Here is a 15,025-nt window from a genome sequence, read left to right as displayed (position 1 = left end):
GTGGATGTCAGACGAGCAGATTCCGGCCCAGGGCCGGACGCCAACATTCACGGTGGAAACCGCCAAAGTCCTCGCCGAGGTGGCCCACAACCGGCAAAAGGACAAGCTGAAGCGGCCCTACCGGGAGCACGTCCTGGCCGTCGGAGATGCCCTGGCGGACTTCGACGACGAGATCCGGATCGCGGGCTACCTTCACGACATTGCCGAGGACACGCCGATGACACGGCAGGCCCTGCTGGAGATGGGCGTCCCTGAGCGCTCCGTGGACATCATTGAGCGCGTCACCAACCGGTTGCACAGCAACCCCGACGATTACCAGTCCGGCATCCGTGAGATCGCCGAGGACCATGACGCCGCCTTGGTCAAGATCGCCGACAACGCGCATAACTCGCTGCCTGAGCGTGTCGAGGCGCTGGCGGCGAAGTGGCCGGACAAGCCTCCGGTGACCAAGTACCGGGATGCCCGGCCCGTGCTCTATGCCGCCGTGGAGGTGGACGAGGTCCGGAAGATCCTGGCGCGGGTCAATCCCTGGCTGTTGGAGGAATTCGACGCGCAGCTGGACGAGGCGGACGACACTGACTACGAGAACCTCCGCTACGACACCGGACCCGGATTCCGCTCCATGTAGACCAGGAACTCCTCCGCGAACCGGCGGACGCCGTCCCATTCCGTATAGATGTAGTCCCGGCCGGTATCGGTATCCGGGCTGCCCTGGCTGCTGACGATTTTCTTCATCATCGTGCGCTTCAGGAACCCGTACTGGGTGTAGAGGAGTGCACCGCCGAACATCGCCGCCTTGTCTGGCCGCCAGCCGGTGCTGTCCTCGAATTCCGCGACGTACTTTTCCGCGTCCTCCGGGTCGCCGTGGGCTGAGAGGCTGACCGAGAACAGGGCGGCCGGCAGGTTCTGCAGGGCGGGCAGGTTCCTGCGGACAAAATCGGCCACGTAGCCTTCGTGTTTTCCGGCATGGACCGAGGCGCCAACAATGACGGCGTCATAGCCGTCCGGGAGGTCGTGGTCTGCGTGCTTGAGGTCCAGTGTGTCGGCCTGGTGGCCGTGGGCCTGCAGCACGTCGGAGATGTAGTCGGCGATGCGGGCCGTCTGGCCCTCCGAGGTTCCGTACGGGATCAGGATCTTTGCCATGGGCACCACTTTGGCGGTGCGCAGCAGCCGGGCAAAGAGGCAAAGGTCCCCCACGCCCCGGCCGGAAGGCCGGCAGGCTACACCCGTCCCAGGGCTTCGATGTCCTCCAGGAAGTCGGCCTGCACCTCGGGGCTTACGGTGGTCCGGGTATCACCGATGGCGTCGAGGTAGTCCTGGGTGGAGGGACCCTTCCGGACCGCCTCACGGACCGAGACGTCCCCTCCCGAGGCCAGCCCGCCGTCGTCGTACACTGCTTTCTCCAGCGCCCGCTGGGACGCGCTGCGGGCGGCATACTCAATGTCCGCCGGCGAAAAGCCCTCCGTGCGTTCCACTAGGAGCTCCACGTCCACGGCGTCCACCACGGCCGCGGGGATGAAGCGCTGCCACATGGCCTCGCGCGCCTGCCGGTCAGGCAGGCCGATGGGGATGACGTAGTCGAACCGGCCGTGGCGCAGGAAGGCTGAGTCCAGGGCCCGGATGAAGTTCGTGGCGCACACCAGGAGCCGGCCGGGCTGTTCGCGGAACGCGGGGATGATTTTCAGCAGCTCGTTGGTGACGCCCTGCAGCGGCGACGGCGGATCCCCGGCCCGCTGGGACGCGATCTCCTCCACCTCGTCGATGAACACCACGGCGTGCTCCAGCTCGGCGATCTCCAGGAAGGTTTCGCGGAGCGCGCCGGCAAGCCCCTGGGGATCGCCGGCCAGCCGGGAGGGGAACACTTCCACGAACGGCCATTCGAGCCGGGACGCGATGGCCTTGGCGAAGGTGGTCTTACCCGTGCCGGGCGGGCCGAACAGGACGACGGCGCGCGGCGGCACCACGCCGAATTCATCAGCCAGGTCCGCCTCGGCGAGCGGAAGCACCAGGCGGCGTTCGAGCAGTTCCTTTTCCTTGCGCATGCCGGCCACGTTTTCCCACAGGTCGCGGGCCAGGACGCGGCCGCCGAGCTGGCCGAGGGCGCCCAGTTCCTGGCGCTGGACCGGGATGGTGCGTTCGAAGTAGCGGAGGTTCTTCTTGAGCGCGAAGCCGCGGCCCAGGAAGGCCTCCACCCGGGTTTCGGATTCCGGCATCAGCGCCGAGAGCTTGTTCAGGCCGTGCGGGGCCATGCGGTTTTCGACGGCGGCCAACAGTGAGGTGCCGATGCCGCGGCCGCGGTACTCGGGCAGGGTGGCCAGGAACACGATCCAGCCCTGGTCGTGGGCGGCACGTCCGACGGCGGCGCCCACCACCTGCTCACCCAGCACCGCCACCACGGCGTGGTCCTTCTCGCAGGAGGCGAGGACCTCGGAGAGGGCGTAGACGGGCTCGACGTTGTTGGCCTTCAGCGTCTCCCACAGGTGCAGGATGCCGTCCAGGTCAGCCGAATGGAAATCCCTGATCCGCCAGTTGGTCATGGGTCTACTCCTGTTGGTTCGTCGTTGAGCCAGCCGTGTTCGGGTCAGCGTTTGGCACCTGGAAGTGAGCTTATGCGAACCCGTCGCCCGGGAGGGTTGCGGCGGCGTTGCATGACTTCCTTTCAGAGGCCCAGCGCGTCCATGGTGTGGCGCAGGGTGTCCGCGGAGTGCCGCAGTGCCGCCAGTTCGCCGTCGTCCATGGGCGTTTCCAGGACGCGGTGCACGCCGCCGCGGCCCACCACGCTGGGCAGGGACAGGGCCACCCCGGAGATCCCGTGAAGCCCCGACAGGACGGTGGAAACCGGCAGGACGGCATTGTCGTCGCGCAGGAGCGCCTCCACGATGCGGGCGCCGGACAGGCCGATAGCGTAGTTCGTGGCCCCCTTGCCGGCGATGACCTTGTAGGCGGCCTGCACCACTTCCGTGGCAGTGCCGGCGAGGTATTCGGGCGTGAAGATCCGCTCGCCGCCTTCGGTCCACTCGCGGATCGGCACCGGGCCGATGGTGGCGCCGGACCAGAGCGGGAATTCGGTGTCGCCGTGCTCGCCCACCATGCTGGCGTGGACGCTGGAAACAGAAACCCCTGCCCGGCGGGCCAGCAGCCAGCGCAGCCGGGACGTGTCCAGAACGGTGCCGGAGGAGAAGATCCGTTCCGGGGGCAGTCCGGAAATGCGCTGGGCCGCCACCGTCAGGACGTCGCACGGGTTGGTCACCAGGACGTAGACGGCGTCCGGTGCCCGCTCAAGCAGCGGCGGCATCAGCTGTTCCAGGATCCGCACATTGGTGCCGGCCAGGTCCAGCCGGCTCTGGCCCGGGTTCTGCTTGGCGCCGGCTGTGATGACCACGACGTCGGCGCCTTCCGTGACAGCGATATCCCCGCCGCCGGCAACCGTGGCCGACGCCGCAGCGAACTGGCTGCCATGGGCAAGGTCCAGGGCTTCCGCCTCCGCCTTGGGCGCGTTGACATCGAACAAGGCGATGCTGCTGGCCGAACCACGGATCAGTGCCGCGTATGCCAGCGAGGTGCCGACGCTGCCGGCGCCCACCACCGCGAGTTTGGATCCTGGCATGATGCCCTTCCTTCCCGGAGTCGTTGAGTGTGTCCTACCCGAAGAGTAGCGTGGCCCACATCACTCAACATCCCCTTTAGGAGCCACCATGCCACATCTGGGACGCCGGCTCGCAGCTGTTACTGCGGCGCTGGCGATGAGCGTCACCACGGGGGCCATCAGCCCCGCTTCGGCCGATCCGCGGCAGACAGACAAGGACCCCACGGCCACCGGCTACGGCGGCGCGGTCAGTACGGTGGACCCGGAAGCATCAGCGGCAGCCATCGAGGTCCTCCGCAAGGGCGGGAACGCGGTGGATGCGGCCGTTGCCGCGGCAGCCACCCTTGGAGTCACTGAGCCGTACAGCGCCGGGATCGGTGGCGGCGGCTATTTCGTTTACTACGACGCCAAGTCCGGGAAGGTCAGCACCATCGACGGCCGGGAAACGGCGCCGGCAGGAATCAAGCAGGATGCCTTCATCGATCCCGCCACCGGTAAGCCGTACCGGTTCACCCCGGAACTCGTCACCAGTGGCGTCTCCGTGGGCGTTCCCGGTACGCCCGCCACCTGGGAGCGGGCACTGGAACGCTGGGGCAGCATCAGCCTGGGGGACGCACTGAAACCTGCCATCAAGGTGGCAGATCGCGGGTTCGTGGTGGATCAGACATTCCGCAGCCAAACCGCAGACAACCAGGCGAGGTTCGAGGCCTTCACCTCCACCAAGGACTTGTACCTGCAGGGCGGCAAGCTGCCCGAAGTGGGCTCGGTCTTCCAGAACCACGACCTCGCGGATACCTACCGCCTGCTGGCCCGCAAGGGCATGGGCGCGTTCTACACCGGCCCGCTCGCGGAGGAAATCGCCAAGACGGTCCAGAACCCGCCCAAGTCCCCGGACACCAAGCTCCCCGTCCCGGTGGGTTCCATGACCACCGATGACCTGGCCGGCTACGAGGCCCTGGACCAGGACCCGACGCACGTGAACTACCGCGGCTATGACGTTTACGGCATGGCACCTTCAAGCAGCGGCGGCACCACGGTGGGGGAGTCGCTGAACATCCTGGACGTGTTCGACCTGCCGGCACTGAAGAATGACCAGCCGGCCGTGCTGCACCACTATCTGGAGGCCAGCGCCCTGGCCTTCGCGGACAGGGGAAAATATGTGGGTGACCCCGCCTTCGTGGACGTGCCCACCGAAGCGCTGACCGATCCCGTCTTCGGCAAGGAACGCGCCTGCGAGCTTGACCCCAACCATGCGGCACCCAAACCCGTGAAGCCCGGCAACGTCACCTCCTACGACGGAAGCTGCCCGGCGGAACCGGCCGCGCTCGCCGATGAGAAGGACACAGAGAACATCTCCACCACCAACATGACCGTCTCGGACAAGTGGGGCAACGTGGTGGAGTACACGCTGACCATTGAACAGACCGGCGGCTCCGGCATGGTTGTTCCCGGCCGCGGGTTCCTGCTCAACAACGAGCTCACCGACTTCTCCACGGTTTACAGCGCCGAGGACCCCAACCGGATTGAGCCGGGCAAGCGGCCGCGGTCGTCCATGTCGCCCACCATCCTGCTCGAGGACGGCAAGCCGTTCCTGGCACTGGGCTCCCCGGGCGGCTCCACCATCATCACCACGGTCCTGCAGACCATCGTCAACCGCATTGACCTGGGCATGAGCATCCCGGATGCCATTGCGGCCCCCCGGGCTTCCCAGCGGAACACCGAGAAGGTAACCGCAGAGCCGGCGTTCATCGACAAGTACGGCCCGGCCCTGACGTCCCGGTTCGGCCACATCCTGACGCCGTCGGGTGACTCGTTCACGTCCGCCTCGGAGATCGGGGCCGCCACCGCCATCGAGTTCCTCGACGACGGACGGACCCTGGCCGCAGCCGAGCCGGTCAGGCGCGGCGGCGGATCAGCCATGGTGGTCAAGCCGTCCAAGTGACGGGCTGAGCCACCTTTAAACCCCGACGGCGGCACTTGGGTTCCGGACTTCCAGAACCCAGGTGCCGCCGTCGGACGTTTAAGGCAGTTACTTCTTGAAGGTGTCAGCCGCCGCGTTGGCCACCACCGGGGACGTCCCGGTGAAGCCTTCGCGGGTTTCGGCGATTTGGCGGATGCGGTGGCGGCAGGCGTACCAGCCGAGGACCATGAGGATGGAGGCGATGGCGGTGACGAGCATGGTCAGGGGTGAGTCGATGAAGACCATGATGAGGACGCCGACGAGGAAGAGCAGGGAGAGGTAGCCGGTGTAGGGGGCGCCGAACATCCGGAAAGAGGGGCGTTCGACCCAGCCTTTGTCGGCCCAGCGTTTGAGCTGGATTTGGCACAGGACGATGGTGGCCCAGGTCATGATGATGCCGACGGAGGCGATGTTCAGGACGATTTCGAAGGCTTCGGCGGGGACGAGGTAGTTCAGCGGGACCCCGAGGAGGGAGACGACGGCGGTGATGGCGATGCCGCCGTAGGGGACGCCTGCCTTGTTCATGCGGGAGGCGAATTTGGGAGCGGAGCCGTTGACGGACATGGAGCGCAGGATCCGGCCGGTGGAGTAGAGCCCGGCGTTCAGGGAGGACAGGGCTGCGGTGAGGACCACGAGGTTCATGATGACGTCCACGCCCTGGACGCCGATGGAGCCGAAGAACGTCACGAAGGGGCTGACGCCTTTTTGGTAGGAGGTGAAGGGCAGCAGCAGGGCCAGGAGGATCACGGAGCCGACGTAGAACACGGCGATGCGGAAGACCACGGAGTTGATGGCCTTGGGCATGATTTTTTCGGGGTTCTCGGTTTCGCCGGCGGCGGTGCCGACGAGTTCGATGGAGGCGTAGGCGAACAGGACGCCCTGCATGAGGATGATCATGGGCAGCAGGCCGTTGGGGAAGATCCCGCCGTTATCGGACAGGAGGCTGATGCCGACCTGCTGGCCGTCGACGGGGGTGCCGAAGATGACGAAGTAGGTGCCGATGATGAGGAAGGCGACGAGGGCGGCGACCTTGATCAGGGCGAACCAGAATTCCATTTCGCCGAAGACTTTCACGGAGACCAGGTTCAGGGCCAGGACTACGACGAGGGCGGTCAGTGCCCAGGCCCACTGCGGGACATCGGCCATCCAGGGGACGTAGTTGCCGAAGAAGTGCATGTAGAGGGCGGCGGCGGTGATGTCCACGATGGTGGTGGTGGCCCAGTTGATCCAGTAGAACCAGCCGGAGACGAACGCGGCTTTTTCGCCGAAGAATTCACGGGCGTAGGAGACGAACGAGCCCGAGGAGGGCCGGTGCAGGACCAGTTCGCCCAGGGCGCGCAGGATCAGGAACGCGAAGAACCCGCACACCGCGTACGCGATGACCAGGGAGGGGCCCGCGGCGTTGAGCCGGCCGCCGGCGCCCAGGAACAGGCCGGTACCGATCGCACCGCCAATCGCGATCATCTGGATCTGCCGCGGCTTCAGGTTCTTGTGGTAACCCTTGTCCTCCGCGTGCAGGGAGGTCTCGGACGCATGCGCGTGACCACCATCAATCAAGTGGTCTGGAAGGGGAGTATTAGTCATGGGGGTGTCCTTCGGGGAGCAGTTGGGGGACTACTTGCTGAGGTTTGCCAGGCGTTCGGGGCTCAGGAGTTCCTGGAGCTGGGCGTCGGTGAGGAGCCCGTGTTCCAGGACCAGCTCGGCCACGCCCTTGCCGGTGGCAAGTGCTTCCTGCGCGATGGCCGTGGCCGTGGCGTAGCCGAGGTGGGGGTTCAAAGCGGTGACCAGGCCGATGGACTGCTCCACGGTGCGGCGCAGGTGGTCGGTGTTGGCGGTGATTCCCCGGATGCAGCGGGCCGTAAGGGTGCGGCAGGCTGCCTCGAGGTGGGAGATGCTCTTGTGGAGGCTGTGGACAATGATCGGTTCGAAGGCGTTGAGCTGCAGCTGCCCGGCCTCGGCGGCCATGGTGATGGTGACGTCGTTGCCGATCACCTCGTAGGCCACCTGCGAGACCACCTCCGGGATGACCGGGTTGATCTTGCCGGGCATGATGGAGGAGCCGGACTGCACGGCCGGCAGGTTGATTTCACCGAAGCCGGCACGCGGGCCGGAGGAGAGCAGGCGCAGGTCGTTGCAGATCTTGGACAGCTTCACGGCAACGCGCTTGAGCACGCCGGACAGGTGCACGAAGGCGCCCACGTCCTGGGTGGCTTCGATGAGGTCCACGGCGGTCACCAGGGGCAGCCCGGTGATCTCCGCCAGGTGCCGGCAGGCTGCCTCGGCGTAGCCGGCAGGGGCGTTCAGGCCGGTGCCGATGGCGGTGGCGCCGAGGTTGATCTCGTGGATCAGCAGCTCGGCCTCCGCCAGGCGCAGCCGGTCCTCGCCGATGGTCACGGCGTAGCTGCCGAACTCCTGGCCCAGGGTCATGGGCACGGCGTCCTGGAGCTGGGTGCGGCCCATCTTCACTACGGTGCGGAATTCCAGTGCCTTGGCAGCGCAGGCATCCTCGAGTTCTTCGAGGGCTGCCAGCAGTTCCCGGGCGGCGAAGATGGTGCCCAGCTTCACGGCCGTGGGGTACACGTCGTTGGTGGACTGGCTGAGGTTGACGTGGTCGTTGGGGTGCAGCCGGGCGTAGTCGCCCTTGGGGTGTCCCAGGATTTCCAGGGCCCTGTTGGCAATGACCTCGTTGGCGTTCATGTTCGACGACGTCCCGGCACCGCCCTGGACGACGTCCACCACGAACTGGTCGGCCAGGCGGCCGGCCATGACGTCCTGGCACGCCTGCTCGATGGCGTCGGCGCGTTCTGCGTCCAGCAGGCCGAGCTCGCGGTTGGTGCGGGCGGCGGCCAGTTTCACGGCGGCAAGCCCGCGGACCAGGTGCATGTTGGAGGACAGCTTCTGGCCGGTGATGGGGAAGTTCTCCACGGCGCGGAGCGTGTGCACGCCCCAGTAGGCGTGCACGGGCACGTCCCGGTCGCCGAGGAGGTCGTGCTCGGACCGGACCTGTGCGGGTGCGGCGGTTTCGATGGTTGTCATGGTGTCCTTACAGGGCTTCGTTGACGGGTGCGGACAGGTGATTCAGGAAGTCGGTGGCCAGCAGCCGGCCCACCTCGTGGCCGCCGCCCAGCACCGGGGCCGTGGCGATGCCGGCAAGCGGCTCCGTCTCCACGCCCAGCGCCTCCAGCAGGCGGACGGTGGCGGGCATCCGGGCGCGGTCGCCGCCGTCGGAAATCTTGACGGCCACGGCACCGCCGTCGGGCAGGCCCACCAGCTGCACGCCTTCAAAGCCGTCCTTGGCCACGGCACCGGGCAGCAGGCGCATCAGTGCGGTGACGTCGCGGCCGTCCCCGGCCACCATCCCGGGGTGCTGCTGCATGGCGAGCCCGACGGCGGCTTCCGGGCTGCCGTCGTCGTCCGCTGCAGCCTGGGCGATCCGGCCGAAGGCGCGGGCCATGCCGCGCAGCGTGAGGGCGAACAAGGGAGTGCCGCAGCCGTCGGTGCTGACGGCGGCCGGCTCCTCGCCGGTGAGGTCGGTGACGGTCCGGGCCACCAGCTGCTGCAGCGGGTGGGAGGGATCGAGATAGCCCTGGACGGGCCACCCGTTGATCAGGCAGGTGGCCACCATGGCAGCGTGCTTTCCGGAGCAGTTCTGGGTGATCCGGGTAGCGCTGCCGCCGGTGCTGAGCCAGTCTTCCCGTTCGGCCGTGCCGTAGGGCAGGTCGGTGCTGTTCTCCAGGTCCGTGGGGGCAAGTCCGTGCACTTCGAGGATGCGCAGCGCGCCGTCGCGGTGTGCTGCCGCACCTGAATGGCTTGCCGCGGCCAGTGCCAGGAGGTCGGCGGGAAGCTCAAGGCCGGCGCGGACCATGGCCACTGCCTGGAGGGGTTTGAGCGCTGACCGGGGGTAGAACGGTGCCAGGGGGTCCCCTGCCGATGCCGCCACTGAGCCGTCCGCCGCGAGGGCAAGCGCGGAGCCGTAGTGGACACTTTCCACGAGGCCGTCACGGACGGCGGCGACCAGTGGGGTGTGCTGCGGCAGGGACAGCCCGGCCGGGGCAGCAGTGTGGGCAGCAGAAAACACGGGGGATGGCATGGGGTCCTTGGGAGGGTTGGTTGGATCTTGCTAGCTGTTGAGGATGGAGTCCAGGGCCACGCCCACGGCCTCCAGGTGGTGGGCCATGGCGGCGCGGGCCTCTTCCGCGGAGCCGGTCTCGATGGCGGCAAGGATCTGCTGGTGCTCAATATCGGAAGCATGTTGGCGGTCTGCCACCATGTTCAGCGTCTCGGATTGATGCGCCAGCGCGTCCCGGATGTCAGCCACGACGCTTGCGAACACTTTGTTGCCGCTGGCACGGGCGATGGTGGCGTGGAAGGTGGAGTCCAGGGCCACCCAGGATTCGGGATCCGTTTCGGTGGCCATGGCACCCATGATGTGGCGGAGGGTGTCCAGTTCCTCCTCCGTTCGACGCTCTGCGGCCAGTCCGGCGGCGGGAATTTCGATGTGGGGGCGGGCTTCGGTAAGGTCGCGGGCGGAGTACTGGCCCAACGTGAGGTCGTTGGCCACCTTGCTGGCAATGACAAAGGTGCCCTTGCCGGTCCGGGTGACCGTCAGGCCCAGGGCGGTGCAGGAGCGGAGGGCTTCCCGGATTACCGAGCGGCTTACTCCGTACTGCTGCGAGAGGGTGGCTTCCGAGCTGAGTTTGTTCCCCACCGGGATGCCGCCCGATTCGATGTCCTGGCGGATGGCGTTGAACACCGCCTCGGCAGCGCTCAGCCGGGCAAGGGGACGGAACGATGCAGGCTGTCCTGCTGTCCGGCTGTCTGACAGGTTCACGCCTTAAATATGGCACTGGTCACAGTTGCTGTCAAACCCTTCTATGAATTCGGGCCATGGTCCCGCCCTTGGTTGGCCGGGCGCCGCCGTTGCTGCCGCCGTCGTGAACGGACATGCCAGGCGATAAGCGCCACCACCGCCACTAAGGCGATCACGACGGCGAGGTCCCGGCCCACGGCCTGGGCGACGGTCTCGTAGGAGTTGCCTGCGAGGAAGCCCAGCAGGACGAAGCCGATGCCCCAGGCCACGCCGCCCGCAGCGTTGTAGGCGATGAAGCGGCCGTAGGGCATCCGGGACGTGCCGGCCAGGGCGGGCATGACGGCGCGGAAGAAGGCGGTGAAGCGGCCCAGGAACACAGCGGACCCGCCTCTGCGCCGGAGGAAGTCCTGGGCGTTTTCCAGCCTCCCGGCGTGGCGGGCCAGCAGCCTCGTCTTCATAAGCCGGCCGCCCAGGTGCTTGCCCACCTCGTAGCCCACGCTGTCGCCGATGACGGCCGCGCACACCACCAGGGCCATCATGGAGCCCAGCTGCACTTCGCCCCGGCTGGCCACCACTCCGCCGAGGACGGCGGCGGTTTCACCGGGGATGACGAAGCCCACGAACAAGGCGTCCTCGGCGAATACCAGGCAAAAGACGGCGATGTACGCCACAAGCGGGCTGACGTTCAGGAGTCCGTCAATGAAGCCCGTCATGGCCGTGGATCAGGCCTGGGGTGCCGGGACGGGGCCCAGCTTCGCCAGGAACGGTATGCGGGCCAGCAGCGCCAGGCCAAACCGGTTCCACAAGCCCGTCAGGAACGCCGCACCGGTGGCTGCCGTGAGGAAGGACGCCGTGACGTCGGTGGGATAGTGCACACCGAGGTAGACGCGCGAGAATGCGACGGCAACCGCCACGACGATTCCGAGGATGGCCGCGGGCCGCTGCCACTTGGTGCCGCGGGACAGCAGGAAGACGGCGATGGCCAGGGCGGAAGCCAGTGCGACGTGGCCGCTGGGAAAGCTGTCGGTGCCCGGTTCGGGGATCAGCGGGTTGAACAGGGCGGTGGAGTCCGGCCGGTGCCTTGCCACGAGTACTTTGAACAGTTCGCTGCTGACCCAGCCTCCCGCAGCGACGAGCCCTGTGGCAACCGCGTTGACAGGACTCCGGCGTACCAGCAGCAGGTACAGGCACAGGGCGGCGATCATCAGCACGCCCCCTGCCGGGCTGAACACCACATTGATGAACATGGCCACACCCGTCAGCGGCGCCGTGTGGTCACGGCTCAGCTCGGCATCCACGGACATGTCCGCAGACGTCAGCGCCGGAATGAACCGCAGGGCCAGGCCGGCGGCCACGATCAAGACAGCCGCCGTGACCGGCACGGCAATCCAGTGCCGGAGCTGGGGCAGGGCCGCCATGCGTACGGCGGCAGCCTCTGCTGGGGATGCCGCCCCGGGGGAGCGGTTGGTGTGGGACGTCAAGGTTCAGCCTGGTTCTTTCGCCGGTCCGGGTACCTACGAGTATGCGCCCGCGTGGCTGAAAGAACCCTGTGACTTTCCCTTACAGGTGCTGGATGCCCGCCCGCTGCATCGCGTCACGATAGGTTTCGACGCTCTTGGCGAGAAGCTCTTCCTGCTTGGCCTCGGAAACAGCAAAGGCCCTGCCGCCGAGGGCGGAGGCCTTGTAGATTTTGATGCCGCTGTTCTTCAGCGATGAGTGGTAGGTCTTCTCAAAGAGGGTCAGGAATGTGGACGCGTCCGTGCCGTGCGCGATGATGGCGGAGACGCGGGAATTGATCTTCAGGAACTGGCGGAACGGGCGGAGCCCATCGGTCTTTTCCTGGACACTCAGCGCGGAGGGGCTGCCGCTCTCACGCACCCAGGGGTAGGCATTCCACGGCATGACGTAGCGCGGGTCCAGCTCGGCCAGCTCATAGATCTGCGTGGCGCGTCGGGCAGCTTCGTCGTCGTTGTTGTGGGAGACGAACCCGGACTCGGTCCCTTTGCCGGGGCTGGCCTGGAGGCTGATGATCCTGCATTCGTCCTCGTCGTGGACGGGGTCGATATAGGGGACAGTCGAACCAGGCTTTTTTTCCATCAGCTCATCGCAAAGTTGGGTTACCTTCGCGATATTCGGTTCCTGTAGCAGGGCCTTTTTTTCGTCCCAATCAATCGTCACGATTTCTCCCTTGGCAGCGAGGCGTCCAGAATCAGGCGTCCTATGTCACTCTACGCTTCCCCGGGAAAGGGTGGGCACACCGAAATCCGCACTACCCTTCCCGGCGCCGGGCAGCGGGCGCGGGATGGTTACTGCCGCCCACGCAGGTGCTGGTTTTGAAGTTCGTCGAACTGCTCGTCGGTCAGTTCGTCGAAGGCGCCTGCTTCCCTCTTGTCGCTGCGTGAGAAGCGGATGAACATGAGGATGATCAGCGGCAGGTCCAGCACCTCGCAGATGAACCACAGCAAATTTCCGGCGAACTGCTGGTCCTGGAGAGCGTCCCGGAACCACCATTGGGGGTTGGGAACGGACATCACGTGGTCGAGCACCTGGCCGTTGAGGCTCAGCAGGATGCCGGGGACCGCATCGATCAGCAACTCGATGAACACGAACATGAATTCAAGGGTCAGGTAGGCGCTGGAGCGCTGGAAATCGGACTCTTCGATGATCGGCAGTGCCATCAGCATGCCCAGCAGCGGCACGCCAACGGTGAGGAGGGCGCCTGCCACGGGGTCGGTCCGCAGCGTGAAGAAGGCCGGCGTGAGGAACGTGGAGAAGAGGGCCAGTCCCAGCAGGGGCGCGCCAAATGAATTGCTGACGAACCGTACGGGCCTGCTGGACAGGACCTTGTCCAAGGCTGTTGTGCCCTTGGCCGGCAGTGCTGCCCGCGCGAGGGTTAGCGGTTTGCCCAGGCCGATCAGCAGCGGGACGACAAAGAGCAGCAGGGATATTTTGATGGTGAAGGCCCACCGCTGCTGCGCTCCGTATACCCCAGTGAACCCGCAGGTGAGGATGATGAATGAGCCCAGACCCAGGACGTAGAACGCCACCGCCCGCCACACTGGCCATCCCTGACCCCGGCGCGCGGCTGACCGTATTCCCCAGCCGTACAGAATGCCGGCCGCGGCGGCGAAAGCCACGGCGGCCCAGTCGAACTGCCAGGAAGAAACAAGGATCTCAAGGGGTGGCACGCGCCAAGGTTAGCCCCCGTTCCTGAGAGCCGCATGACCGTGTGCCTCCTGCAGGTGGGGTGCCGGGGAGTGGTGGTGCTGTGGAGTGGTAGGTGTGGCCCGTGGGGGTGGTGGTTGCAACCGTATGCCGTGGGCCGGGGATGGTTTGTGCGGCCCAGCCTGGGGTTTCTTTGGTGTGGTTGCAGGCTTCGCAGAGGCCTTGGCCGTTTCCGGCGGTGGTGGGTCCGCGGTGGTGCCAGGGGGTGACGTGGTCGTGGTGCCTGATGGGTGCGTCGCAGTAGGGGGTCCGGCAGGTGTCGTCCCGGATTTGGAGGAAGCGTTTCAGTGCTGGCGGGAAGAGCCGGGCTGGGGAGTCCATGGCCGCCAGCTCGCCGGTGCCGGGGACGGTGTAGAGCCGGCGGACCCAGAGGTTGAAGTCGGTCTCACCAGGAGCTGTGAGGGCGAGGGTGCGTGCCTGTTCGGCGGGGATGGTGCCGTAGCCGGGCAGCCGTGCAGGTTCGGCGCCGGCCTGCAGGAGGGTGTGGTCGGTCATGACGAGCTGGATCTGAACCCCGCTGATCCCGCCCGGGGGTGCCGGTGACGCGTTCGACGAGGGTGTCCGCCATGACCTGGCCCCGGGACCGGTGATCCCCGTTCGAGCGGGCGGTGTCGGCGTCCCGGCACAACGCGGCGTACGCGGCGACGCCCTGGGCGGCGGGGAGCAGCGCGGTCAGGCAGGTCATGGTGTCAGGGGCCGGGCGCAGGCTCACGCCCCGCTCGCCCACGGCCCGGCTGGCGCGCTTCGCGACCGAGGCGGGGTCCCGCCGGTACGCGGCGGCGCGGACCGCGGCGATGATGGCCCTGTCGCCCAGGCCGTCCAGGGCGCCGGTTTCCGCGGCGAGTTCCTCATCCACCCCCGCCCGGTCCTCGGTGCTCAGGCAGATGGTGTCTTTCACGATCAGGGTGGCCCGCCACTCGCTCAACAGGCCGGTCCGGAACGCCCGGAACGTGTGCGGCATGCCGGTGAGGGTTTTGGCCAGGCCGAGCAACCGGGAACCCCGGGCGGGGGACTCACGCCGGGCCAACGCGATCTGCGCCGCGACCCCGGCGCCCCGCTCGTCGGCCGGGACCCCGGCCTCGGCCTGCTCCCGCCGCTGGGATAAATCAAAAGCGACAGCGGCATCAGCCTGCCGGGCACCCGCCAAGGACTTCAGATCCTCCAACCCACGAATCTGCTCGATCATGCCCGCACCATCCGCAGGGACCGGGACGCGGGCGAGCAGGTCCAGGACATCCCCAATGGAAGGTGCGGCGGGCGGGTATGGCGTGGGACCAACACTGGAAGGTTCGGCGCACCGCACCCCCTGTTGTACTGCCGCCGATTCCAAAACCGCTTCCATAGCCAAAGTCTTCCAGCAGGGTGTGACAATCCCGGCCACCCAAAGTCCCTATGTGGAAAACGCAAACGCAGCAATGGCCCGTGCCATGCGGTTCAATGAATT

Annotated in this window: 13 protein-coding genes and 1 pseudogene; 2 read left to right on the top strand and 12 right to left on the bottom strand. The window is 66.9% G+C overall.

All coding sequences use genetic code 11. The features are described 5' to 3' along the window. Positions 1-4: 4 nt before the first annotated feature. Positions 5-628, top strand: a complete 624-nt coding sequence (locus MRBLMD1_RS05710; protein WP_364398122.1) for an HD domain-containing protein — start codon at positions 5-7, stop codon at positions 626-628. On the opposite strand, the gene MRBLMD1_RS05705 is transcribed toward MRBLMD1_RS05710, so the two are convergent. The 3 genes from MRBLMD1_RS05705 to MRBLMD1_RS05695 form a co-directional block, all read right to left on the bottom strand. After that, positions 595-1,143: a flavodoxin domain-containing protein gene (locus tag MRBLMD1_RS05705; RefSeq protein WP_364398120.1), complete on the bottom strand. Its 549-nt coding sequence runs from the start codon at positions 1,141-1,143 to the stop codon at positions 595-597. The two genes, MRBLMD1_RS05710 and MRBLMD1_RS05705, sit on opposite strands and share 34 nt — an antisense overlap. A 77-nt stretch (positions 1,144-1,220) precedes the next feature. Beyond that, positions 1,221-2,537, bottom strand: coding sequence for an ATP-binding protein (locus MRBLMD1_RS05700; protein ID WP_224023698.1), 1,317 nt, complete (start codon positions 2,535-2,537; stop codon positions 1,221-1,223). 122 nt (positions 2,538-2,659) lie between these two features. Next, complete coding sequence (locus MRBLMD1_RS05695) at positions 2,660-3,607, bottom strand: L-lactate dehydrogenase (protein WP_364398118.1); 948 nt, start codon at positions 3,605-3,607, stop codon at positions 2,660-2,662. An 88-nt stretch (positions 3,608-3,695) separates the two neighbouring features. Between MRBLMD1_RS05695 and ggt the strand changes: the two genes are divergently transcribed. Then, positions 3,696-5,528, top strand: coding sequence for a gamma-glutamyltransferase (gene ggt, locus MRBLMD1_RS05690; RefSeq protein ID WP_364398116.1), 1,833 nt, complete (start codon positions 3,696-3,698; stop codon positions 5,526-5,528). Positions 5,529-5,615: 87 nt separating this feature from the next. Here the strand turns inward: ggt and MRBLMD1_RS05685 are convergent, their stop codons facing one another. The 9 genes and pseudogenes from MRBLMD1_RS05685 to MRBLMD1_RS05645 all read right to left on the bottom strand — a co-directional run bounded on the left by MRBLMD1_RS05685 (position 5,616) and on the right by MRBLMD1_RS05645 (position 14,923). After that, the gene (locus tag MRBLMD1_RS05685; RefSeq protein WP_364398114.1) at positions 5,616-7,130 is read right to left on the bottom strand and encodes an amino acid permease; all 1,515 of its coding nucleotides are present in this window, start codon (positions 7,128-7,130) and stop codon (positions 5,616-5,618) included. 30 nt (positions 7,131-7,160) lie between these two features. Continuing rightward, positions 7,161-8,582, bottom strand: coding sequence for an aspartate ammonia-lyase (locus MRBLMD1_RS05680; RefSeq protein WP_159629715.1), 1,422 nt, complete (start codon positions 8,580-8,582; stop codon positions 7,161-7,163). Positions 8,583-8,589: 7 nt separating this feature from the next. After that, positions 8,590-9,636 (bottom strand): asparaginase, encoded by a 1,047-nt coding sequence (locus tag MRBLMD1_RS05675; protein WP_159629717.1) that lies wholly within the window; start codon positions 9,634-9,636, stop codon positions 8,590-8,592. Positions 9,637-9,666: 30 nt separating this feature from the next. After that, complete coding sequence (locus tag MRBLMD1_RS05670; protein ID WP_364398111.1) at positions 9,667-10,377, bottom strand: FadR/GntR family transcriptional regulator; 711 nt, start codon at positions 10,375-10,377, stop codon at positions 9,667-9,669. A 41-nt stretch (positions 10,378-10,418) separates the two neighbouring features. Next, positions 10,419-11,069, bottom strand: coding sequence for a DedA family protein (locus MRBLMD1_RS05665; RefSeq protein WP_364398109.1), 651 nt, complete (start codon positions 11,067-11,069; stop codon positions 10,419-10,421). Positions 11,070-11,078: 9 nt separating this feature from the next. Continuing rightward, on the bottom strand, positions 11,079-11,837 hold the full coding sequence (locus MRBLMD1_RS05660; protein WP_364398107.1) for a phosphatase PAP2 family protein: 759 nt from the start codon (positions 11,835-11,837) through the stop codon (positions 11,079-11,081). A 79-nt stretch (positions 11,838-11,916) separates the two neighbouring features. Further along, the gene (locus MRBLMD1_RS05655; RefSeq protein ID WP_236560681.1) at positions 11,917-12,453 is read right to left on the bottom strand and encodes a uracil-DNA glycosylase; all 537 of its coding nucleotides are present in this window, start codon (positions 12,451-12,453) and stop codon (positions 11,917-11,919) included. 209 nt (positions 12,454-12,662) lie between these two features. Further along, on the bottom strand, positions 12,663-13,544 hold the full coding sequence (locus MRBLMD1_RS05650) for a cytochrome c oxidase assembly protein (protein ID WP_275182010.1): 882 nt from the start codon (positions 13,542-13,544) through the stop codon (positions 12,663-12,665). Next, positions 13,531-14,923: pseudogene (locus MRBLMD1_RS05645) on the bottom strand (HNH endonuclease). Before MRBLMD1_RS05645 ends, MRBLMD1_RS05650 begins: the two are co-directional and overlap by 14 nt. Between the last annotated feature and the right edge of the window lie 102 nt (positions 14,924-15,025).

Source organism: Pseudarthrobacter sp. LMD1-1-1.1, assembly GCF_040676255.1.
Lineage (GTDB): Bacteria > Actinomycetota > Actinomycetes > Actinomycetales > Micrococcaceae > Arthrobacter.
This window is presented reverse-complemented; position numbering and strand designations above follow the sequence as displayed.

Excerpts from the sequence above, each read along its gene's own strand:
- MRBLMD1_RS05710 (WP_364398122.1), top strand. The coding sequence starts at position 5 with ATGTCAGACGAGCAGATTCCGGCCCAGGGCCGGACGCCAACATTCACG.
- MRBLMD1_RS05705 (WP_364398120.1), bottom strand. The coding sequence starts at position 1,143 with ATGGCAAAGATCCTGATCCCGTACGGAACCTCGGAGGGCCAGACGGCC.
- MRBLMD1_RS05700 (WP_224023698.1), bottom strand. The coding sequence starts at position 2,537 with ATGACCAACTGGCGGATCAGGGATTTCCATTCGGCTGACCTGGACGGC.
- MRBLMD1_RS05695 (WP_364398118.1), bottom strand. The coding sequence starts at position 3,607 with ATGCCAGGATCCAAACTCGCGGTGGTGGGCGCCGGCAGCGTCGGCACC.
- ggt (WP_364398116.1), top strand. The coding sequence starts at position 3,696 with ATGCCACATCTGGGACGCCGGCTCGCAGCTGTTACTGCGGCGCTGGCG.
- MRBLMD1_RS05685 (WP_364398114.1), bottom strand. The coding sequence starts at position 7,130 with ATGACTAATACTCCCCTTCCAGACCACTTGATTGATGGTGGTCACGCG.
- MRBLMD1_RS05680 (WP_159629715.1), bottom strand. The coding sequence starts at position 8,582 with ATGACAACCATCGAAACCGCCGCACCCGCACAGGTCCGGTCCGAGCAC.
- MRBLMD1_RS05675 (WP_159629717.1), bottom strand. The coding sequence starts at position 9,636 with ATGCCATCCCCCGTGTTTTCTGCTGCCCACACTGCTGCCCCGGCCGGG.
- MRBLMD1_RS05665 (WP_364398109.1), bottom strand. The coding sequence starts at position 11,069 with ATGACGGGCTTCATTGACGGACTCCTGAACGTCAGCCCGCTTGTGGCG.
- MRBLMD1_RS05655 (WP_236560681.1), bottom strand. The coding sequence starts at position 12,453 with ATGGAAAAAAAGCCTGGTTCGACTGTCCCCTATATCGACCCCGTCCAC.